Annotated in this window: 15 protein-coding genes; 7 read left to right on the plus strand and 8 right to left on the minus strand. The window is 67.1% G+C overall.

Going from position 1 to position 18,357, the window contains the following annotated elements; all coding sequences use genetic code 11:
• Positions 1-5: 5 nt before the first annotated feature.
• On the plus strand, positions 6-362 hold the full coding sequence (locus ACY3GB_RS10690; protein ID WP_463088717.1) for a 5-carboxymethyl-2-hydroxymuconate Delta-isomerase: 357 nt from the start codon (positions 6-8) through the stop codon (positions 360-362).
• A gap of 149 nt (positions 363-511) precedes the next feature.
• Here the strand turns inward: ACY3GB_RS10690 and ACY3GB_RS10695 are convergent, their stop codons facing one another.
• Positions 512-1,858: an ATP-binding protein gene (locus ACY3GB_RS10695; protein WP_463088718.1), complete on the minus strand. Its 1,347-nt coding sequence runs from the start codon at positions 1,856-1,858 to the stop codon at positions 512-514.
• Positions 1,855-2,517, minus strand: a complete 663-nt coding sequence (locus ACY3GB_RS10700; RefSeq protein WP_463088719.1) for a response regulator — start codon at positions 2,515-2,517, stop codon at positions 1,855-1,857. Before ACY3GB_RS10700 ends, ACY3GB_RS10695 begins: the two co-directional genes overlap by 4 nt.
• A gap of 190 nt (positions 2,518-2,707) precedes the next feature.
• Between ACY3GB_RS10700 and ACY3GB_RS10705 the strand changes: the two genes are divergently transcribed.
• From ACY3GB_RS10705 to ACY3GB_RS10715, 3 genes are all read left to right on the plus strand, one after another.
• On the plus strand, positions 2,708-3,535 hold the full coding sequence (locus ACY3GB_RS10705) for a UDP-2,3-diacylglucosamine diphosphatase (RefSeq protein ID WP_463088720.1): 828 nt from the start codon (positions 2,708-2,710) through the stop codon (positions 3,533-3,535).
• The gene (locus ACY3GB_RS10710) at positions 3,523-4,557 is read left to right on the plus strand and encodes a glycosyltransferase family 4 protein (protein WP_463088721.1); all 1,035 of its coding nucleotides are present in this window, start codon (positions 3,523-3,525) and stop codon (positions 4,555-4,557) included. Before ACY3GB_RS10705 ends, ACY3GB_RS10710 begins: the two co-directional genes overlap by 13 nt.
• 805 nt (positions 4,558-5,362) lie before the next feature.
• On the plus strand, positions 5,363-6,145 hold the full coding sequence (locus ACY3GB_RS10715) for a ferredoxin--NADP reductase (protein ID WP_021477531.1): 783 nt from the start codon (positions 5,363-5,365) through the stop codon (positions 6,143-6,145).
• Positions 6,146-6,321: 176 nt separating this feature from the next.
• Here the strand turns inward: ACY3GB_RS10715 and ACY3GB_RS10720 are convergent, their stop codons facing one another.
• The 4 genes from ACY3GB_RS10720 to ACY3GB_RS10735 form a co-directional block, all read right to left on the minus strand.
• On the minus strand, positions 6,322-6,915 hold the full coding sequence (locus ACY3GB_RS10720; RefSeq protein ID WP_463088722.1) for a hypothetical protein: 594 nt from the start codon (positions 6,913-6,915) through the stop codon (positions 6,322-6,324).
• Positions 6,916-7,197: 282 nt separating this feature from the next.
• Complete coding sequence (gene rquA / locus ACY3GB_RS10725) at positions 7,198-7,905, minus strand: rhodoquinone biosynthesis methyltransferase RquA (RefSeq protein WP_463088723.1); 708 nt, start codon at positions 7,903-7,905, stop codon at positions 7,198-7,200.
• A 207-nt stretch (positions 7,906-8,112) separates the two neighbouring features.
• Positions 8,113-8,886, minus strand: coding sequence for an exodeoxyribonuclease III (gene xth / locus ACY3GB_RS10730; protein ID WP_463088724.1), 774 nt, complete (start codon positions 8,884-8,886; stop codon positions 8,113-8,115).
• Positions 8,887-9,138: 252 nt separating this feature from the next.
• Complete coding sequence (locus tag ACY3GB_RS10735) at positions 9,139-11,178, minus strand: M3 family metallopeptidase (RefSeq protein ID WP_463088725.1); 2,040 nt, start codon at positions 11,176-11,178, stop codon at positions 9,139-9,141.
• Positions 11,179-11,280: 102 nt separating this feature from the next.
• Between ACY3GB_RS10735 and ACY3GB_RS10740 the strand changes: the two genes are divergently transcribed.
• Both ACY3GB_RS10740 and ACY3GB_RS10745 read left to right on the plus strand, forming a co-directional pair.
• The gene (locus ACY3GB_RS10740) at positions 11,281-11,826 is read left to right on the plus strand and encodes a gamma carbonic anhydrase family protein (protein ID WP_463088726.1); all 546 of its coding nucleotides are present in this window, start codon (positions 11,281-11,283) and stop codon (positions 11,824-11,826) included.
• Between the two features lie 3 nt (positions 11,827-11,829).
• A complete protein-coding gene (locus ACY3GB_RS10745; RefSeq protein ID WP_463088727.1) occupies positions 11,830-12,330 on the plus strand; it encodes an RDD family protein in 501 nt (166 codons plus the stop codon).
• On the opposite strand, the gene ACY3GB_RS10750 is transcribed toward ACY3GB_RS10745, so the two are convergent.
• Entirely contained in the window at positions 12,327-13,973 is a 1,647-nt protein-coding gene (locus tag ACY3GB_RS10750; RefSeq protein WP_463088728.1) for a methyl-accepting chemotaxis protein, read from the minus strand. The genes ACY3GB_RS10745 and ACY3GB_RS10750 overlap by 4 nt on opposite strands.
• A gap of 388 nt (positions 13,974-14,361) precedes the next feature.
• Between ACY3GB_RS10750 and ACY3GB_RS10755 the strand changes: the two genes are divergently transcribed.
• Entirely contained in the window at positions 14,362-15,996 is a 1,635-nt protein-coding gene (locus tag ACY3GB_RS10755; protein ID WP_463088729.1) for an APC family permease, read from the plus strand.
• 72 nt (positions 15,997-16,068) lie between these two features.
• Here ACY3GB_RS10755 and ACY3GB_RS10760 read toward each other — a convergent pair whose 3' ends face one another.
• The gene (locus ACY3GB_RS10760) at positions 16,069-18,342 is read right to left on the minus strand and encodes a TonB-dependent receptor domain-containing protein (RefSeq protein ID WP_463088730.1); all 2,274 of its coding nucleotides are present in this window, start codon (positions 18,340-18,342) and stop codon (positions 16,069-16,071) included.
• Positions 18,343-18,357 lie beyond the last annotated feature (15 nt).

Here is an 18,357-nt window from a genome sequence, read left to right on the forward strand (position 1 = left end):
ATCCCATGCCCCACTGCGTGATCGAATGCTCGGCCGAAATCGCCGGCCACCCGGATATCGACCGTCTGCTGCATGCCGTCCATGAGGCGACCGACGCCAGCGGCCTGTTCCAAAGCGCCGACATCAAGGTCAGGCTTCAATCCTACGACGATTTCCTGGTAGGCGGCCGCGACCAGGACTTCGTCCACATCACCTGCCACATCCTGGCCGGCCGCAGCGACGATCAGAAGGGACAGCTGGCGGAACGGCTGGTCGGCGCGGTCTGCGAGCGGCTGCCGGGTGTGCAGTCCATCAGCTGCGAGGTGCGCGACATGGCGCCGGCGGCCTACCGCCGGCGCGACAAGCTGCAGGCCCGCGGCTGAACCTGCGCCTCATTCCGTTGTTGCGCCGATAAAAAAAAGCCCGCCGGGTCATGGCGGGCTCGCAACCTTTGTCTGCCGGACGCTTGTCGCGCCCAGCCTTCACAGCATACCCCGGCGCGCATCGGCCCGCCTGCGGCGGATTGTCGCAGTCAGGCCCGCTCCAGCCTCGCCTCCAGCCCGCCTTCGGGCCGGTTCCTCAACACCAGCCGCAGGCCATGCAATTCCGCGATGCGCTCGACGATGGACAGGCCCAGGCCGCTGCCCGGCTGCTCCTGGCCGGGCGGGCGGAAAAAGCGCTCGCGCACCCGCTCCAGCCATTCCGGCGCGATGCCCTGCCCCCGGTCCAGCACGCTGACCGCGTCCGCCTCCAGCCTCAGCTCCACCGCGCCGTCGGCCGAGCCATAGCGGCAGGCGTTTTCCAGCAGATTGCGCAGCATCAGCCCCATTAGGGTCGCGTCGCCGGCCAGCGGCAGCGCCTTCTCCGGCGCGCAGCGCCAGTCCAGCCGCCACTCCACGCCGTCGGCCGAGGCCGCCAGCTCCGCCATCAGGCCCTTGGCCAGCCGTCCCCAATCCACCGGCTCGCGCTGTCGCGGGTTTTGCAGCGGGTCCAGCCGCGACAGCGCCAGCAGCTGCTCCACCAGCCGGCCAGCGCGTTCGATGCCGAGCTGCAGCTGCGACAGCGCGTGGCGGCGGCCGCCCTCGTCCGGCGTCAGCGCCAGCACTTCGGCCTGCACCCGCAGCGCCGCCAGCGGGGTGCGCAGCTCGTGGGCGGCGTCGGCGGTGAAGCGCCGCTCGTGCTCCAGCATCCGTCCGATGCGGACGAACAGCGCGTTCAGCGCCCGCACCAGCGGCCGCACCTCCAGCGGGACTTCGTCCGGCGCCGGGCTGTTGTCGTCCGGCGCGCGCGCGGCGATCGCGTCGGCCAGCCGCCGGAACGGCGCCAGCTCGCGGCGCAGCGCGAACAGGATGGCCAGCAGCATCAGCGGCAGCCCTACCATCCAGGGCAGCAGCTGGGCCTTGACCACGCTCCACACCATCTCCTGCCGCAGCCCCAGCTTCTGCCCCACCGCCACCATGCGCGAGCCGTCCGGCGCCGGCAGATAGAGCAGGCGCCAGTCGTGATGATGGTCATGGCCGATGAAATCGTGAAAACCGCGCCGCGCCGGCTCGTAGTCGAAACGGCGGCCGCGGCCGTCGCACAGCACCTGCCGCCCCTGCGCGTCCCAGATCGCCAGCCCCATGTCGTCGTTGTCCATCCGCCCCTTGTCGGCGCCGGCCAGCAGGTGCTTGAGCTTGGGCGGATCGTCCGGCCGCATGCCATGCACGTCTATCGCCAGCAGCTGGCGGGCGAACTGCGCCATCTGGGTGTCGAACAGCTCGTCCACCTCGCGCTGGGCCAGCCACACCGCGGCCGCCGACGCCGCCAGCCAGGTGGCGGGCACGATCAGCAGCAGCACCAGCATCAGCCGGGCCTGCAGGCTGCGCGGCCGCCTCAAGCCGGCTCTCCCAGCGTGTAGCCTATGCCGCGCAAGGTGCGGATGAAGCCCGCGCCCAGCTTCTTGCGCAAATGGTGGACATACACTTCCAGCGCGTTGCTCTCCAATTCCTGCCCCCAGCCATACAGTTTTTCCTCGATCAACTCGCGCGGCAGCACCCGGCCCTTGCTGCTGAGCAGCAACTCCAGCAAGGCCAGTTCGCGCGCGGTCAGCTCCAGCGGCGCGCCGTCCAGCGTCGCCGTCCGCGCCACCGGATCCAGGCTGAGCCTGCCGTGGCTGAGCAGCGGACCGCACTGGCCGTGGCGGCGGCGGGTCAAGGCGCGCAGCCGCGCCGCCACCTCGGCCAGCGCGAAAGGCTTGGCCAGGTAGTCGTCGGCGCCGGCGTCCAGCCCGCCGACGCGGTCGGCCAGCGCGTCGCGCGCGGTCAGCACCAGCACCGGCTCGTCGCGGCCGGCGCGACGCCAGGCGGCGAGGATGTCCATGCCGTCCATGCCCGGCAGCCCCAGGTCCAGCAGCACCGCGTCGTAAGGCGCGGCGGGCAATGCGGCCAGCGCCTGCCGGCCGTCGCGCAGCCAATCCACCGCGAACCCCAGCTGCCGCAGGCCCATCTGCAGGCCATCGCCGATCTGCGCGTCGTCTTCCACCACCAGTATCCGCATCCGTCCTCCCGCTATCCGCCGCCGCGTCCTTTATCCCACTGACAGCTTAAACCATGCTTAAGCGCCGTCCCGATCCGCCCATATTGTCATTGAACGGCATAGGACTATTCACCTTCCCGTCAACAAAACCTCATTTCCCTGTCACCTCGCCATAGCAGCATGGGACGTCATCCCGGCCCACGGACCTGCCATGCAGCCAGATACCGCTTCCGACGCCTCCCGCCGACTGCGCAGCATCTGGATTTCCGATGTCCACCTCGGCACCGCCGGCTGCCGCGCCGAACACCTGCTCGACTTCCTGCGCGAGCACGAATCCGAATACCTGTATCTGGTCGGCGACATCGTCGACGGCTGGCAGTTGAGAAAATCCTGGTACTGGAAGCAGAGCCACAACGACGTGGTGCAAAAGCTGCTGCGCAAAGCGCGCAAGGGCTGCCAGGTGATCTACATCCCCGGCAACCACGACGAGGCGGCGCGCCAGTACTGCGGGCTGAACTTCGGCGGCGTCGCCATCCGCCACGAGGCCGAGCACTTCACCGCCGACGGCAAGCGCCTCTTGGTGCTGCACGGCGACGAGTTCGACGGCGTGATCCAGTACGCCAAGTGGCTGGCCTACGTCGGCGACAATCTGTACACGCTGATCCTGCAGCTGAACCGCGGCTTCAACTGGGTGCGGCACCGGCTGGGCCTGCCCTACTGGTCGCTGTCGCAATACCTGAAGCACAAGGTGAAGAACGCGGTGAACTTCATCAGCCAGTTCGAAACCATACTCGCCGGCGAGGCGCGGCGGCGCGGCTTCGACGGCGTGGTGTGCGGCCACATCCACAAGCCGGAAGTGCGGATGATAGACGGCATCCTGTACGGCAACAGCGGCGACTGGGTGGAAAGCCTGTCGGCGCTGGTCGAACATCCCGACGGCCGGCTGGAAGTGCTGCACTGGACGGCGCTGACCCTAGGCGCATCCATCGAGGAATCGCCAGAGCCCATCCCTTCGGAGGAGTCCACATGCGCATCATGATCGTCACCGACGCCTGGAAGCCCCAGGTCAACGGCGTGGTCCGCTCGCTGACCGAAACCGTCCGCGAGCTGGATGGCTTCGGCCACCAGGTCAACATGATCACGCCGCTGGAATTCCGCACCGTCCCCTGCCCCACGTATCCCGACATTCGGCTGTCGCTGCTGCCCTACCGCCAGGTGGCGCAGCGCATCGCCGGCTTCGCGCCGGACGCGATCCACATCGCCACCGAGGGCCCGCTGGGCCTGGCCGCGCGCCGCTTCTGCCTGCGCGAGGGCCTGGCCTTCACCAGCGCCTACCACACCCGCTTCCCGGAATACATCCACGCCCGCTGCCGGCTGCCGCTCGCCGCCAGCTACGCCTGGATGCGGCGTTTCCACAACGCCTCGCAGGCGGTGATGGTGCCCACCCGCTCCATCGCCACCGACCTGGAGGCGCGCGGCTTCGGCAACGTCAAGCTGTGGGGCCGCGGCGTGGACACCGCGATGTTCAGCCCCGGCGAGCGCCAGAGGCTGGACGAATCCAACCCGCCGCGCTTCGTCTACATCGGCCGGGTGGCGGTGGAGAAGAATATCGAAGCCTTCCTGAAGCTGGACCTGCCCGGCAGCAAATGGGTGGTCGGCGACGGCCCGCTGCTGCCCCGGCTGAAACAGCAGTACCCGGACGTGTACTTCGCCGGCGTGTTCCCGCAGCAGGAGCTGGCCCGCTTCTACCGCGCCGCCGACGTGTTCGTCTTCCCCAGCCTCACCGACACCTTCGGCCTGGTGCTGCTGGAGGCGATGGCCTGCGGCGCGCCGGTGGCCGCTTTCCCGGTGGCCGGCCCGCTGGACGTGGTCGGCGACTCCGGCGCCGGCGTGCTGGACTGGGACCTGCGCGCCGCCTGCCTGAAGGCGCTGGAACTGGACCGCGGCCATGTGCGCCGGGTGGCTGAAAGCTATTCCTGGCAGGCCGCCAGCCGCCAGTTCGAATCCCACCTGCGCCCCAATGCCGCCGCATCCGCCGGCCTGAGCCCCATCGCCGATTAAATGCGCCTTGCTTCATCAGCTGTAAGCGCTATATTTCAAAAATTGAAGCACGCGGAAAGCTCGGATGTCTTGGCGAGCTTGTCCGGCGGAACCGCGCATGAATTGGCATTGCGACCGCGCCCACGCTACGGAGCGGCGGTCGGCACCGGAGGTGTCAGCAATGCCCAACCAGCATCCAGGACGGATGCATCTCTCCGCGGCCCCAGGCAAGCCTGCCTTCATCGCGATTGACGGCCCGGCGCATGGGCAGTACCGGCAGTACCCGGAAGCGATATTTCCGTCCAAGCGCCCGTCGCGGGCGCATCATCGATGCGCCGGCCAGAGCGGTGTGTTCGCAGCGCCCTGCTTCAGGGTGGCGTGCAGGCTTCAACGCACGCCTTGTCGCAGACAGGCCCGCGCCATGAACGGTTCAGGCGGCGCGGCCGCGATGTAAAATCCCCCTTAATTCACTCAAGAGGGCGTCCCGACACCGGGACGCCCTCTTTGCTTCAGATCAAGCGCTGCCCGCTATAGCACGTCCAAATAACGGAAAACGATAAAAAAATCAGCAAACAATCTTCCGCACGCTATGCGCTGTCAGTTACCATGCTGCAACCGCGCGCCACGGCCTGGACAATCCGCCAGGCGCCATTCACGATCGCGTCCACCCCGGCTCCACGCCGGCGCGGCGCCGTCCCAAGCACAGGCAAGCATGCCGCCATACAACACCCGAAGCCGCGCGAACAAGCAGGGGGCGGGCAAACGGGTTAGAATCTTTGCAGCACAATATTGTCCGATCTTTAAATTTTGTGAGTCGCACGAGCTTATGTCCTCTCCTAATCTGACCGCTGAAAAGGTCCTGTCCGTCCATCACTGGAACGACACGCTGTTCAGCTTCACCTGCACCCGCGACGCGGGCCTGCGGTTCATCAACGGCCAATTCGTGATGATAGGCCTGGAGGTGAACGGCAAGCCGCTGATGCGCGCTTATTCCATCGTCAGCTCCAACTACGAAGAGCACATGGAGTTCTACAGCATCAAGGTGCAGGACGGCCCGCTGACTTCCCGCCTGCAGCACCTGCAGGTCGGCGACACCGTCATGATCAGCAAGAAGCCCACCGGCACCCTGGTGCAGGACAACCTGCTGCCGGGCAAGAACCTGTACCTGCTGTCCACCGGCACCGGCCTCGCCCCGTTCATGTCCATCATCAAGGACCCGGACGTGTACGAGCGCTACGACAAGGTGATCCTGACCCACGGCGTGCGCTGGGTCAGCGAACTCGGCTATCACGACTACATCACCAAGGAACTGCCGGAAAACGAATTCTTCGGCGAGATGGTGCGTGAAAAGCTGATCTACTACCCGACCGTCACCCGCGAGCCGTTCCGCAACCAGGGCCGCCTGACCGACCTGATCACCAACGGCAAGCTGTGCGCCGACATCGGCCTGCCGCAGCTGAATCCGGAGCACGACCGCGTGCTGATCTGCGGCAGCCCGAGCATGCTGCACGATCTGTGCGAAATCCTGAACGGCATGGGTTTCAAGGAATCCCCGCGCATGGGCGAGCCGGCCGATTACGCGATCGAGCGCGCCTTCGTCGAGAAGTAATCCGTCCGTCCGCCGCGCGCAGACGCGAAAACGCCCCGCAAACTAAAACTTGCGGGGCGTTTTTTTGCCCGTCCCGGCCCTTCCGGACGGACGATGAACAGAGCGGATATCGGCAAAAAACAAGGGGAGGCGCGAGCCTCCCCAGTTTTTATGCGAGCCAGACTGCGATCTGGTTTTTACTTGGCGGCCGAAGCGGCAGCCTTATGAGCCTTCTTGGCGTGCGGCTTGCCAGCCTTCTTGGCCGGCGCCGAAGCGTCGGACTTGGCGGCCTGGGCCTTCTGCGCGGAAGCTTCCTTCTTCACGGCGTGCTTCTTGGCGTGGGTCTTGTGAGCCTTCTTGGCCGGCGCCGAAGCGTCGGACTTCGCGGCCTGCGCCTTCTGCGCGGAAGCTTCCTTCTTGGCGGCGTGCTTCTTGGCGTGGGTCTTGTGGGCCTTCTTGGCCGGGGCCGAAGCGTCGGACTTGGCGGCCTGAGCCTTCTGCGCGGAAGCTTCCTTCTTGGCGGCGTGCTTCTTGGCGTGCTTGTGAGCGGCCTTCTTCGCCGGAGCGGAAGCTTCGGCCTTGGCGGCTTGAGCCTTCTGCGGCGCGGAAGCGCCTACCTTTTCGCCTTTCTTGGCGTGGTGGATCTTGGCCGGGGTCTTTTTCTCGGCCTTTTTGGCGGCCGGGGCTGCCTTGGCGGCGGGAGCGGAAGCCGGAACGACCTGTGCGGCGAAACCTGCGGCGGAGCTCAGGCCGAATACGGCGGACAGGGCAAGAAGGGTCAGCTTTTTCATGATTTCATCTCCAGGTCGGTAACGGAGGCTTCCACCTCCGCAAGGCACCGTGTTTGGTGTTTCCTTGAGACGTATCCTAGTCCTGCCCCTCCCCCCCGTCTGTTAGCGCCTTGTAAGGCCATGTAACGCGACGTACAAGGGACAAAACCGCTGATCCTGCGTTCCGCCTCCTTGCCGTACTATCTGCGTCGGCGCGTCTTGGCTCAGCGGTTTTGCCCACTATGCCGAACGTTGGCCCCCGCTCGACATTGCGCACTGTCGGCGCGGCTTGCCGCGCCGCGCTTAATCGCGCCGTTGCGCGACCACGATCTGGTACACGCCGCCGAACACGGTGCGCTTGCGCCAGTCGAACCGCTCCGCCTCGCGCGCGTAGGCGGCGATCTCCTTGTTCCACAATGCCTCGGCGAACGGCTCCAGCGCGCGGTTCACCCATTTGAGCAGCCAGCCTATCGGCTGCCATGGGCGGGGGCGGTGGTAATCGACAAACATCGCCCGGCCGCCCGGCGCCACCTGGGCCAGCATATTGTCGACGATGGCCGACTTCATCCCTTCCGGCACCTCGTGCAGCAGGAAGAAGCTGCATGCCAGGTCCGGCCGCTGTTCCGCCTGGAAGCGGGCCGCGTCGGCGCGCACCACTTTGGCCTGCGACACGCCGGCCAGCTTGCCCTCGGCCAGTTCCACCTGGATGGGGGTGACGTCGGTCAGCGTGAAGCGGCCGCGCGCGCCCACCCGCGCCGCCGCGCGCTGCACCAGGTCGCCGTAGACGTGGGCGACCTGCCACACCCGCTCTCCGGAGCGGATTTCATCGAGATAGGCGCGCATCAGCCGCTGGTCGTTGCCGAACAGCAGCGTGCGCACCACCAGCTTGTGGTCCAGCAGCCTGGCCTTGCGCGGGTTGACGTAGGCCCAGTCGTAGACCTCGGTCATGTAGTCCGGAACATCCTGGTAGTAGGGGTCGCCTGCGCGCGCGCGCGTGTTCAGTGTGGTCATGGTGGGTTACCGGTTATCAGTGATGGAACCAGCTTAACAAGCGTCTTCTCCCCTCGGCTTGAGCCAGGCCAAACCTTGGTCCGGCCACGCGCAAGGCATATTCCAACGTCGTTATAAGCGCCGATTCCGTCCCGCGGCAACCGCGCGGCGCGCCAAAGCGAACGGCCCGGCGCAAGGCCGGGCCGTCTGGCTGGCGAAACGGGCCGCTCAATCGGCCAGCGTCAACACCACTGGGGTGTGGTCGGACGGGCGCTCCCACTTGCGCGGCGCCTTGTCGATCTCGCAGGCCTGCGCGCGGGGCTTGAGCGCGTCGCTGACCAGAATGTGGTCGATGCGCACGCCCTTGTTGCGGCGGAACATCATCTGGCGGTAATCCCACCAGCTGTACTGCTTTTCCTCCTGGTTGAACAGGCGGAAGCTGTCGGACAGGCCCAGCGCGATCAGGCGGCGGAAAGCGTCGCGCTCCGGCGTGCTGCACAGCACCTGCTCGTGCCAGCCTTCCGGATCGTAGACGTCGCGGTCTTCCGGCGCGATGTTGTAATCGCCCAGCAAAAGCAGGTTCGGATGCCTGGCCAGCTCGGCGGCGACGTAGCCTTCCAGCTTGGACAGCCATTCCAGCTTGTACGGGTACTTGGGCGAATCCACCGCCTCGCCGTTGACGAAGTAGCCGCAGATCACCCGCACGCCGTCCACGGTGGCGGCGATCACCCGGCGCTGCTCGTCGCCGTAGCCGGGAATGCCGGCGACCACGTCCGTCATCTCCAGCGGCGCCCGCGCCAGGATGGCGACGCCGTTGTAGGTCTTCTGGCCGAACCAGACCGCGCGGTAGCCGGCCGCCTCGATCTCCGCCAGCGGGAAAGCGTCCTGGTCCATCTTCAGCTCCTGCAGGCACAGCACTTCGACGCCGGTGTCGGCCAGCCACTGCAGCACCTGCGGCAGGCGGACTTTCAGGGAATTGACGTTCCAGGTGGCAAAACGCATCGGCGAGAACTCCAGAATGGGAAAGGATGAAAGCCGACACGATAGCAGCAGCCGGCCCGACTGTTGAGGGATTTTCGCGCCTCGCCGCCGGCAAGGCAAAAAAAAGCGCCTCCGCAGTCGGCGGAGGCGTCAATAGACACTATATCACTACCCCTGATACGCGTCTGGCTCGCTTGCTGCTCCGGAAGACAACCCTGAGCAAAAGATTAGAGCCGGACTATTCCAGGCGAGTTCCTAAAGTTTGATTTTTTTTTACGCCGCCTCCGGCGCCATGCCGGAATGACGCAGCAAGGCGTCGATTTCCGGGTCGCGGCCGCGGAAGGCGCGGAAGGATTCCAGCGCCGGGCGGCTGCCGCCGACGGCCAGGATCTCGTCCCAGAACTGGCGGCCCACCTGCGGATTGGCGCCGCCGGCTTCCTCGAACGCGGCGTAGGCGTCGGCCGACAGCACCTCGGCCCACTTGTAGCTGTAGTAGCCGGCCGCGTAGCCGCCGCCGAAGATATGGCTGAAGCTGTTGGGGAAGCGGTTGTAGGCCGGCGGGCGGTTGACCGCCACCTCGTCGCGCACCTGCTCCAGCAGCGCCAGCCAGTCCACGCTATCCGGATTGCCGGCGGTGTACAGCAGCATGTCGAACAAGGAAAACTCCAGCTGGCGCACCATCTGCATGCCGGACTGGAAGTTCTTGGCGGCGATCATCTTGTCGTACAGCTCGCGCGGCAGCGGCTGGCCGCTTTCGCTGTGCGCGGTCATGCCCTGCAGCACGTCCCATTCCCAGCAGAAGTTTTCCATGAACTGGCTGGGCAGCTCGACCGCGTCCCACTCCACGCCGCTGATGCCGGCCACGCCGGCCACCTCGATGCGGGTCAGCAGGTGGTGCAGGCCATGGCCGCACTCGTGGAACAGGGTGATCACCTCGTCGTGGGTGAAATAGGCCGGCTTGTCGCCCACCGGGCGGCTGAAATTGCACACCAGGTAAGCCACCGGGGTCTGCACCTCTCCGCCCTTGCGGCGGCGGCCGCGCACATCGTCCATCCACGCGCCCGGGCGCTTGCCGTCGCGGGCGTAGAGATCGAGGTAGAAACCGCCCAGCAGGGTGTCGCCCTGGAAGATCTCGAAGTAGCGCACGTCCGGGTGCCAGGCGGCGACCTGGCGCTCGGCGAAGCGCACGCCGTACAGGGTGCCGACCACGCCGAACAGGCCTTGCAGCACCTTGGGCTCGGGGAAATACTGCTTCACTTCATGCTCGGAGAAGGCGTAGCGGGCGACGCGCAGCTTCTCGCTGGCGTAGCTGATGTCCCAGGCCTGCAGCGCGTCCAGGCCCAGCTCGTCGCGGGCGAAGGCTTCTAGCTCGGCGCGGTCCTGCTCGGCGTAGGGCTTGGCGCGGCGGGCCAGGTCGCGCAGGAAGTCGATCACCTGCTGCGGGCTTTCCGCCATCTTGGTGTACAGCGACAGCTCGGCGTAGTCGGCGAAGCCCAGCAGCTGCGCCTCTTCGGCGGCCAGCTTCAGCTTCTCGCGGATCAGCGGGCCGTTGTCCTGCTCGGCCGGGCCGAATTCCGACGCGCGCTTGGCGTTGGCCTCATACAGCTTCTCGCGCAGGGCGCGGTTGTCGGCGTACTGCAGCACCGGGAACAGCAGCGGGAACTGCAGGCCCAGCTTGTACTTGCCCGGCTGGCCGTCGGCCTCGGCCATCGCGGCGTACATGGCCAGGGTGTCCTCGGGGATGCCGGCCAGCTCGGCAACGTCGTCGATGTACAGGCTGAAGCCGTCGGTGGCGTCCATCACATGCTGCGAGAACTGGTTGGACAGCTCGGCCAGCCGGCTGGACAGCTCGGCGAAGCGCGCCTTCTGCGCGTCCGGCAGCTCGGCGCCGGCCAGGCGGAAGTCGCGCAGGTCGTTTTCGATCACTTTCTTCTGCGCGGCGCTGGCGGCGGCGAATTCAGGATTGGCCGCCACCGCCTTGAAGCGGGCGAACAGGTCCAGGTTTTGTCCCAGCTCGGTGAAGAAGGCGGAAATGCGCGGGATTTCGGCGTTGTACGCCTCGCGCAGGCCCTCGGTGTTGCCCACCACGCCGTTCAGATGGCCGACCACGCCCCAGGCGCGGCCGAGCTTCTCGGTGGCGTCGGTCAGCGGCTCCACCACCGCGTCCCAGCTGTCGCCGCCGGCGGCGACCACGGCGTCTATCGCGGCGCGGGCGTCGGCCAGCAATACGTCGAGGGCCGGGGTGATGTGCTCCGGCTTGATGGCGTCGAAGCGCGGCAGGTCGGAGAAATCAAGTAAGGGGTTCTGGCTCATGGCTTCAACATCCTGTCGGGGCGGGCTGATTATGATAAGGGAATTTGCGCGCGGGCGCCCGCGGCCGGCACAATGCATGGTCACAGAGATAAGGACGAAACGATGAAAAGCAATATCCGCCAGTACGACGGCCATCATCCTGAGATCGCCGACGGCTGTTACATCGATCCGGCGGCCGTCGTCATCGGCGAGGTGACGCTGGAGGCCGGCGCCTCGGTCTGGCCGTGCGCGGTGATCCGCGGCGACGTCAACCGCATCCACATCGGCGAAAACAGCAATGTGCAGGACTTCGCGATGCTGCACGTCAGCCACCGAAGCGCCGCCGATCCGGAGGGCGCGCCGCTGATCATCGGCAAGCGCGTCACCATCGGCCACCACGTGACGCTGCACGGCTGCACCATAGGCGACGAGGTACTGATCGGCATCGGCAGCATCGTGCTGGACCGCGCGGTGATCGAGGACCGGGTGCTGGTCGGCGCCGGCAGCCTGGTGCCGCCGGGCAAGCGGCTGGAATCCGGCTACCTGTACCTGGGCAACCCGGTGAAGCAGGCGCGGCCGCTGACCGACAAGGAACTGGCCTACTTCAAGTATTCGGCCGAACATTACTTGCGCGTGGCCGACAAGCACAAGGTCAATCTGGAGGAGTGAGCGATGGCGGATTCGCCGCAAGTCCCTGAAGAAGAACTGGAATACGTCGGTTTCTGGGCCAGGGTGCTGGCCTGCCTGGCCGACACCATCCTGCTGCTGATCGTGTCGGTGCCGCTGCTGTGGCTGCTGGCCGGACGCGAGGCGGCATCCGGCGGCGGGCTGCCGGACCTGGCCGAACTGAGCGGTGCCGGCTCGCTGGCGGAATTTCTGGTCAACTACCTGCTGCCGGCCGTCGCCGTCATCCTGTTCTGGATCTACAAGAGCGCGACGCCGGGCAAGATGATGCTGGGCGCGCGGGTGGTGGACGCCGACACCGGCGCGCCGCTGACGCCGGGTCAGGCCGCGCTGCGCTACCTCGGCTACTTCGTCTCCATCATCCCCTGCGGCCTGGGCCTAGTGTGGGTCGGCATAGACGCCCGCAAGCAGGGCTGGCACGACAAGCTGGCGCGCACTGTGGTGGTGCGCCGCAAGCCCCGGCCCGCGGTCTTCCCGGACCGCCGCTAAGCCGGCGACAGCCGCGCCCGCCCGCGCGGGATCATCGTCCGCTCAGCCGCGCGGCCGGCCGGCGCCTCCAGCCTGAACCAGGCCAGCGCCTGGTTGAGTCCGCCGGCGGATTCCGCCAGTTGCTCCATCAGCGGCTCGGCCTCGCGCATCTGCTGCTCGATATGCAGCGCCAGGCTGGCCAGCTCATGGCCGTGCTGGCGAATATTGCCGCCGGCCTGGGTCTGCCGCTCGCCCGCCGCGCCGATGTCGGCCATCAAGCCGCCCAGCCCGGCCAAGGCCCGGTCCACCGTGGCCAGGGCGCCGTCCAGCGCCTGCTGGGCGTCCTGGCCATCCCGTCCGGCCCTGCCGGCCGCGGCCACCGCCTCGCCCAGCGCGCCCTTGGCCTGCTCCATCTGCCGCAGGCTGTCGAAGATGCCGCTGGTGGCGGAGGCGGTGCGCTCGGACAGCTTCCTCACCTCTCCGGCCACCACCGCGAAACCGCGTCCGGCCTCGCCGGCGCGCGCCGCCTCGATCGCCGCGTTCAGGGCCAGCAGATTGGTCTGCTCGGCCACGTCGCGGATCAGCGCGCTGATCTGTCCGATCGCCGACAGCGCCTGGCCCAGCGTCTGCATTTCCTGGTTGGCGGTGGCGATGCGTTCGGCCAGCAGGCCCATCGTCGCCGCATTGTGCTCGCCCTGGCGGCGCGCCTGGGCGGTGGCCACCGCCGCCCCGCGCGAGCAGTCCAGCGCCGCCTCGATATGCTGCCCCACCCGCTCCGCGTGGCCGGCGATCTCCGCCGCCGCCTCGTTGCTGAGCTGGCTTTTCTGCGTCTGCTGCCGGCTGGCGTCGGCGCTCTGCCGTGTCAGCAGCTGCAGCCGGCGGCTGTCGTCCTGGTTGGCCCCGGCGTGGCGGCGCACCTCGTCCAGCAGCCCCGCCAAGTGGTCGAGGAATCGGTTGATCCGCGACGCCGCGTGCGCCAGCTCGTCGCCGCCGCTGTCGGGCAGGCGCACGGCCAGATTGCCTTCGCCCAGCGCGTCGGCGGCCTGGGCCATCGCCGCCAGCTGGCGGCGCAGCCGGCGCGCCAGCGTCAGCTGGATCAGCACCACCAGCGCGCTGGCCAAGGCCAGCGGCCCCAGGATCAGCGGCGCCAGACGCGACAGCGCCGCGGCCAGGCCGGCTTTTTCCTGCGCCAGCTCGCCGTCGCGCAGCTTCAATTGGGCGTCGATCTGCGCGACCAGCGGCGCCAGATCGTTCTGGTAGGCCTGCTCCGGAATCGACAGCGCGTCCTGCGGCGCGGTCTCGGCGATGCAGATCGCGCTGCCCAGATTGGCGGCGTAAGCCTGCCAGCGATCGCGCAGCGCGCCGTCGAAGGCGCCGGAGCCTGCCGCAAGCAAGGCGTCATGGATGTCGCGCCGAAGGCCGGCCACCTGCCGCTCGGCCTGCTTCAACCGCTCGGCGGTTTCCGGCAGCAAGGGATCGGCGCGGGAAAACGACAGCGACACGGCCTTCAACTGTTGCAGATTTGCCGCCAGCTGTTGCAGGCGGTTGTAGTTGTCGACATGGCGGGTGAAGGAATACAGCTGCTGGCCGGTCAGCGCCATCGCCAGCGCCAGGCTGGCCAGGGTGAAGGCTATGGTCAGCCACAGGCGTTTGATCAGGGACATGGCGGGTGCTGCGCGAGACTTCGGGGCCCTCATCTTAGCCAAGTAACATGACGTAAAGATTTCAAGACATATAAGTAAGTAACAAAAATTGTTCACATTACGTTACAATCCGCGCACCCGAAATTTCGGGTCGGCATGTCGGACAAAATTCGGCCTTGCGCCCGCATCCGGGCGCAGCATCATGATTTGCTCCGTCACGCCGGCTTCGACATCCGCCGGCCGCTTCGCCGTCCGCGCCGACGCGGTCCGCCTGCCCGGCAGGCGCGATTTACATAAGACCGGGCCCACCCGGCTATGTGGGCAACCTCCCCCGGACACGTCCGGCGCGCGCGCGCCGCTTCCGGGGCGGCTGTTGCCCGTCATCGTTCAAATGACAGGAGATTCGCCCTTGCAACAACAACATTCCCGCCATATCGGCCCGATCGCGCTGATGCTCACCGGTCTTGGCTCCATCATTGGTTCCGGCTGGCTGTTCGGCGCCGCTCACGCCGCGCAGATCGCCGGCCCGGCCGCCATCGTCGCCTGGCTCGTCGGCATGGTGATCATTCTTTCCATCGCGCTGAGCTACGCCGAACTGGGCGCCATGTTCCCGGAATCGGGCGGCATGGTGCGCTACGCCCGCTACTCGCACGGCTCGCTGCTCGGCTTCATCGCCGCCTGGGCCAACTGGATCGCCATCGTGTCGGTGATTCCGATCGAGGCCGAAGCCTCGGTGCAATACATGAGCACCTGGCCCTACGAATGGGCCCATAACCTGTACCGCAACGGCGAATTGAGCACCGTCGGCCTGTCCTTCGCCGCCGTGCTGGTGATCGCCTACTTCCTGCTCAACTACTGGGGCGTGAAGCTGTTCGCCAAGGCCAACAGCGCCATCACCATCTTCAAGGTGATCGTGCCGGCGGTGACGGTGGGCGCGCTGGTTTACAGCGGCTTCCACTCGGAAAACCTGAACAACCCGGCGCTGGGCGGCTTCGCGCCGTTCGGCTGGGCCAGCGTGATGACCGCGGTGGCCACCAGCGGCATCGTGTTCAGCTTCAACGGCTTCCAGAGCCCGATCAACCTGGCCGGCGAAGCCCGCAATCCGGGCAAGAGCGTGCCTTTCGGCGTGGTCGGCTCCATCCTCCTGGCCGCGGTGATCTACGTCGCGCTGCAAGTGGCCTTCCTCGGCGCGCTGTCGCCGTCCGAGCTGGCGCACGGCTGGAAAGGCCTGGACTTCAGCTCGCCGTTCGCCCAGCTGGCGATGGCGCTGGGCCTGAACTGGCTGATGATGACCCTGTATTTCGACGCCTTCGTCAGCCCCAGCGGCACCGGCGCCACCTATATGGCGTCCACTTCGCGCATGATCTACGGCATGCAGCGCAACGGCACCATGCCGGAGATCTTCGGCCGCATCCACCCGCTGTACCGCATCCCGCGTCCGGCGATGTGGTTCAACCTGGCGGTGTCCTTCGTGTTCCTGTTCTTCTTCCGCGGCTGGGGCACGCTGGCGGCGGTGATCTCGGTGGCGACCGTGATCTCCTACCTGACCGGCCCGATCAGCGCCGCCGCGCTGCGCCGCTGCGCGCCGGAGCTGCCGCGCCCGCTGCGCCTGGCCGGCCTGAACATCGTCGCGCCGTTCGCCTTCGTCTGCGCCTCGCTGGTGCTGTACTGGGCGCGCTGGCCGCTGACCGGCCAGATCCTGTTCCTGATCGTGGCCGCGCTGCCGGTCTACATCTGGTACCAGGCCAAGGCTGGCTGGCCGGAATTCTCCCGCGAGCTGAAGGGCGCGATGTGGATGGTGCTCTACCTGCCGACGATGGCGCTGCTGTCCTGGATCGGCAGCACCGATTTCGGCGGCCTCGGCATCCTGCCGTACGGCGCGGACATGGCCGTGGTGGCCGCCGCCGCGCTGGGCTTCTACTTCTGGGGCGTCAACAGCGGCTGGTACACCCGCTACCTGCGCGACGAGCACGATCCGAAGCTGGTCGAAGAGATGCAGCGCGACAACGCGCCGTCCGGCAAGCCCGCCGTCCAGCGCGGCTGATTCCCGGCCCGAGCAAGACAAAGCCGACTGCCTAGCAGTCGGCTTTTTTACGTCCGGGCTATCTGAAAACGCTCAGTAGCGCCATTCCACGGTGGCCGAATACGCGCGGCCGCGGCCGGTGGCGTTGGGCGTCCAGTCGGTGGATTGCAGCGGCATCGCGTTCATCACGTTCAGCGGCGCCGAGTAGCTGCGGTTGGTCAGATTGCTGACGCCGGCGCGCAAGGTCAGCTGCTTGTTCAGCTTGTAGTTGGCGTACAGGTCGATCAGCGTCGGCGTCGGGTTCTGCTGTTCCTTCTCCACGTCGCCGGTGATGGCGTCCGTATTGCGATCGACGTTGATGCGGTAGCTCTCGCCATCCTTGCGGAAGATCGCCCCCAGCTCCAGCTTGCGCTCCAGCAGCCGCGCGCCGACGTCCAGCGAGTAATAGCTGGAAGGCAGCTCGGTGATGTCGCCGAAGTTGAAGTTGGCGGCGGCGATGGACGGCGGCTGGCTGGTGCGCTCGCGGCTGTACGACAGGCGCGCGTAGACGAAGCCGGCGTCGTAATTGGCCTCCAGCTCCCAGCCGCGGGTGCGCACCGGCGACACCGTGTTGGTGTAGACGTACATGGTGTCGCTGATCTCGGCCTCCTCCGCCCTGCCGGTGTTGACGTCGGCGAAGCTGCAGCGCGCGCCTTCCTTGCAGATGCGGAACGCCGTGCTGCTGATGTAGTTGTCGATCCTGGAACGGTAGCCCAGCAGCTTCAGCCGCAGCGTGTCGTCGCGCCCCAGCAGGCCGCGGAACATCGAGTTGAAGCCCAGTTGCACGGTGTCGGCGCGCTCGCCCTTGAGGAAGGGGTTCATCGAGTCGGCGCCGGAGTTGGCGAAGAACACCTCTTGCGGATTCGGCCCGCGCGAGGTGCGCGCCGCGCTGGCGAAGGGCTGGAACCACGGCGCCACCTCGGCCGAGACCAGCAGCGACGGATCGAAATAGCGTTCCTTCAGGCTGATGCCGGCCGCGCCCTGCGGGAAGCAGCGCAGGTCGTCGCGGCAGGCGGGCTTGTGGCCGCCCAGCTCGAAGCGGGTGTAGTTGAAGCCGCCGACCACGTTGAAGATGCCGTAGCGGTAGTCCAGGCTGGCGAACAGCGAGCGCATCTCCTGCTTGCCGGCCGGCGCGAACGGGTTGTTCTCTATCGCCTGTTGCGCGGTTTCCGGATCGTCGATGTCGCTGAACACATTGCGCACGAAACGGTTGCGCTGCCATTTGGCGCCGGTCCGCAGCGTGGCGTCGCCGCCCCACAGGTCGAAGCGGCTGGCGTTGTCCAGGCTCAGGCTGTCGTTGACGTTCTCGGTGCTGGTATGGGTGAAGTTGATCAGCGCGCCCGGCATATAGCCCTGCTTGCCCTTGCCGTGGCTGGCCAGCGCCGTCAGGTCCACCCATTCCGACAGCGGCGTGTAGCGGTACTTCAGCGCGTAGTCGTCGCTCTGGATGTCGCGCTTGGTGAAGTGGTTGCGGTAGCGCCGCGCCGACAGCTCGGCGAAGTGGCGGGCATTGGGCCGCCATTCGGCCTTGAACAGCTGCGATTGCGGGTTCTGGCTGAAGCTCTGGTCGCCGCCGAAGCCGAACTCGGTGCTGTCGACGCCGGAGCCGTTGCGGTAGGTGCCGCTGCTGGAGCTGCTGCTGATCGCGCCGACCAGGCCGAATTCGCCCCAGTCGCCCAGTTGCTGGCGCGTCGCGCCGGCCACCATGCCGCTGCGGCCCAGGCCGTTGTTGCCGGTCATGTACTTGGCGCGCGCGCCGTAGCGCTTGCCCTCGCGCAGCACGTCGTCCACGCCCAACGTGCGGAAGTTGGCGCTGCCGGCCAGCGCGTTGATGCCGTTGCCGCCGGCCGAGCCGCCGCGCTCCACATCCACGCCGACGATGAAGTTGGGGTCGATCAGCGCGCCGAAGGAGCTGGTCGGCACCCCGCCATGGGCCAGCTCCGACGGCGCGCTGCCGAAGTAGTTCTGGCTGACGCCGTCTATCATGGTGTTGACCCGGCCCAGGCCGCTCATGCCGCGGATATTGACGCTGACTGCGCCCTGGTTGGGGTCGATCTGGGTGTACACGCCGGGCATGCCGCGCAGCACGGCGTCCAAAAACTCGGAACGGGTGTTCTCGCCGCGGCTGCTGAGCCCGCCCGGCTTCTCCAGCGCGCGCTTCTCGGCGCGGTCGCCGTCAGCCTCCGCGCCGCCCGCCGCGCTGCCGCTGACCACCAGCGGCCGGAACGCCACCTTGCCGTCGGCCTGCGTCGCGTCGGCCGCCAGCGCCGATTGCCCGCATACCGCCATCGCGGCGCTCACCCAATGCGCCATCATTTTTTTGTTCACTGTCTGACTCTCCAA

The organism is Chromobacterium sp. Ag138, assembly GCF_055181315.1.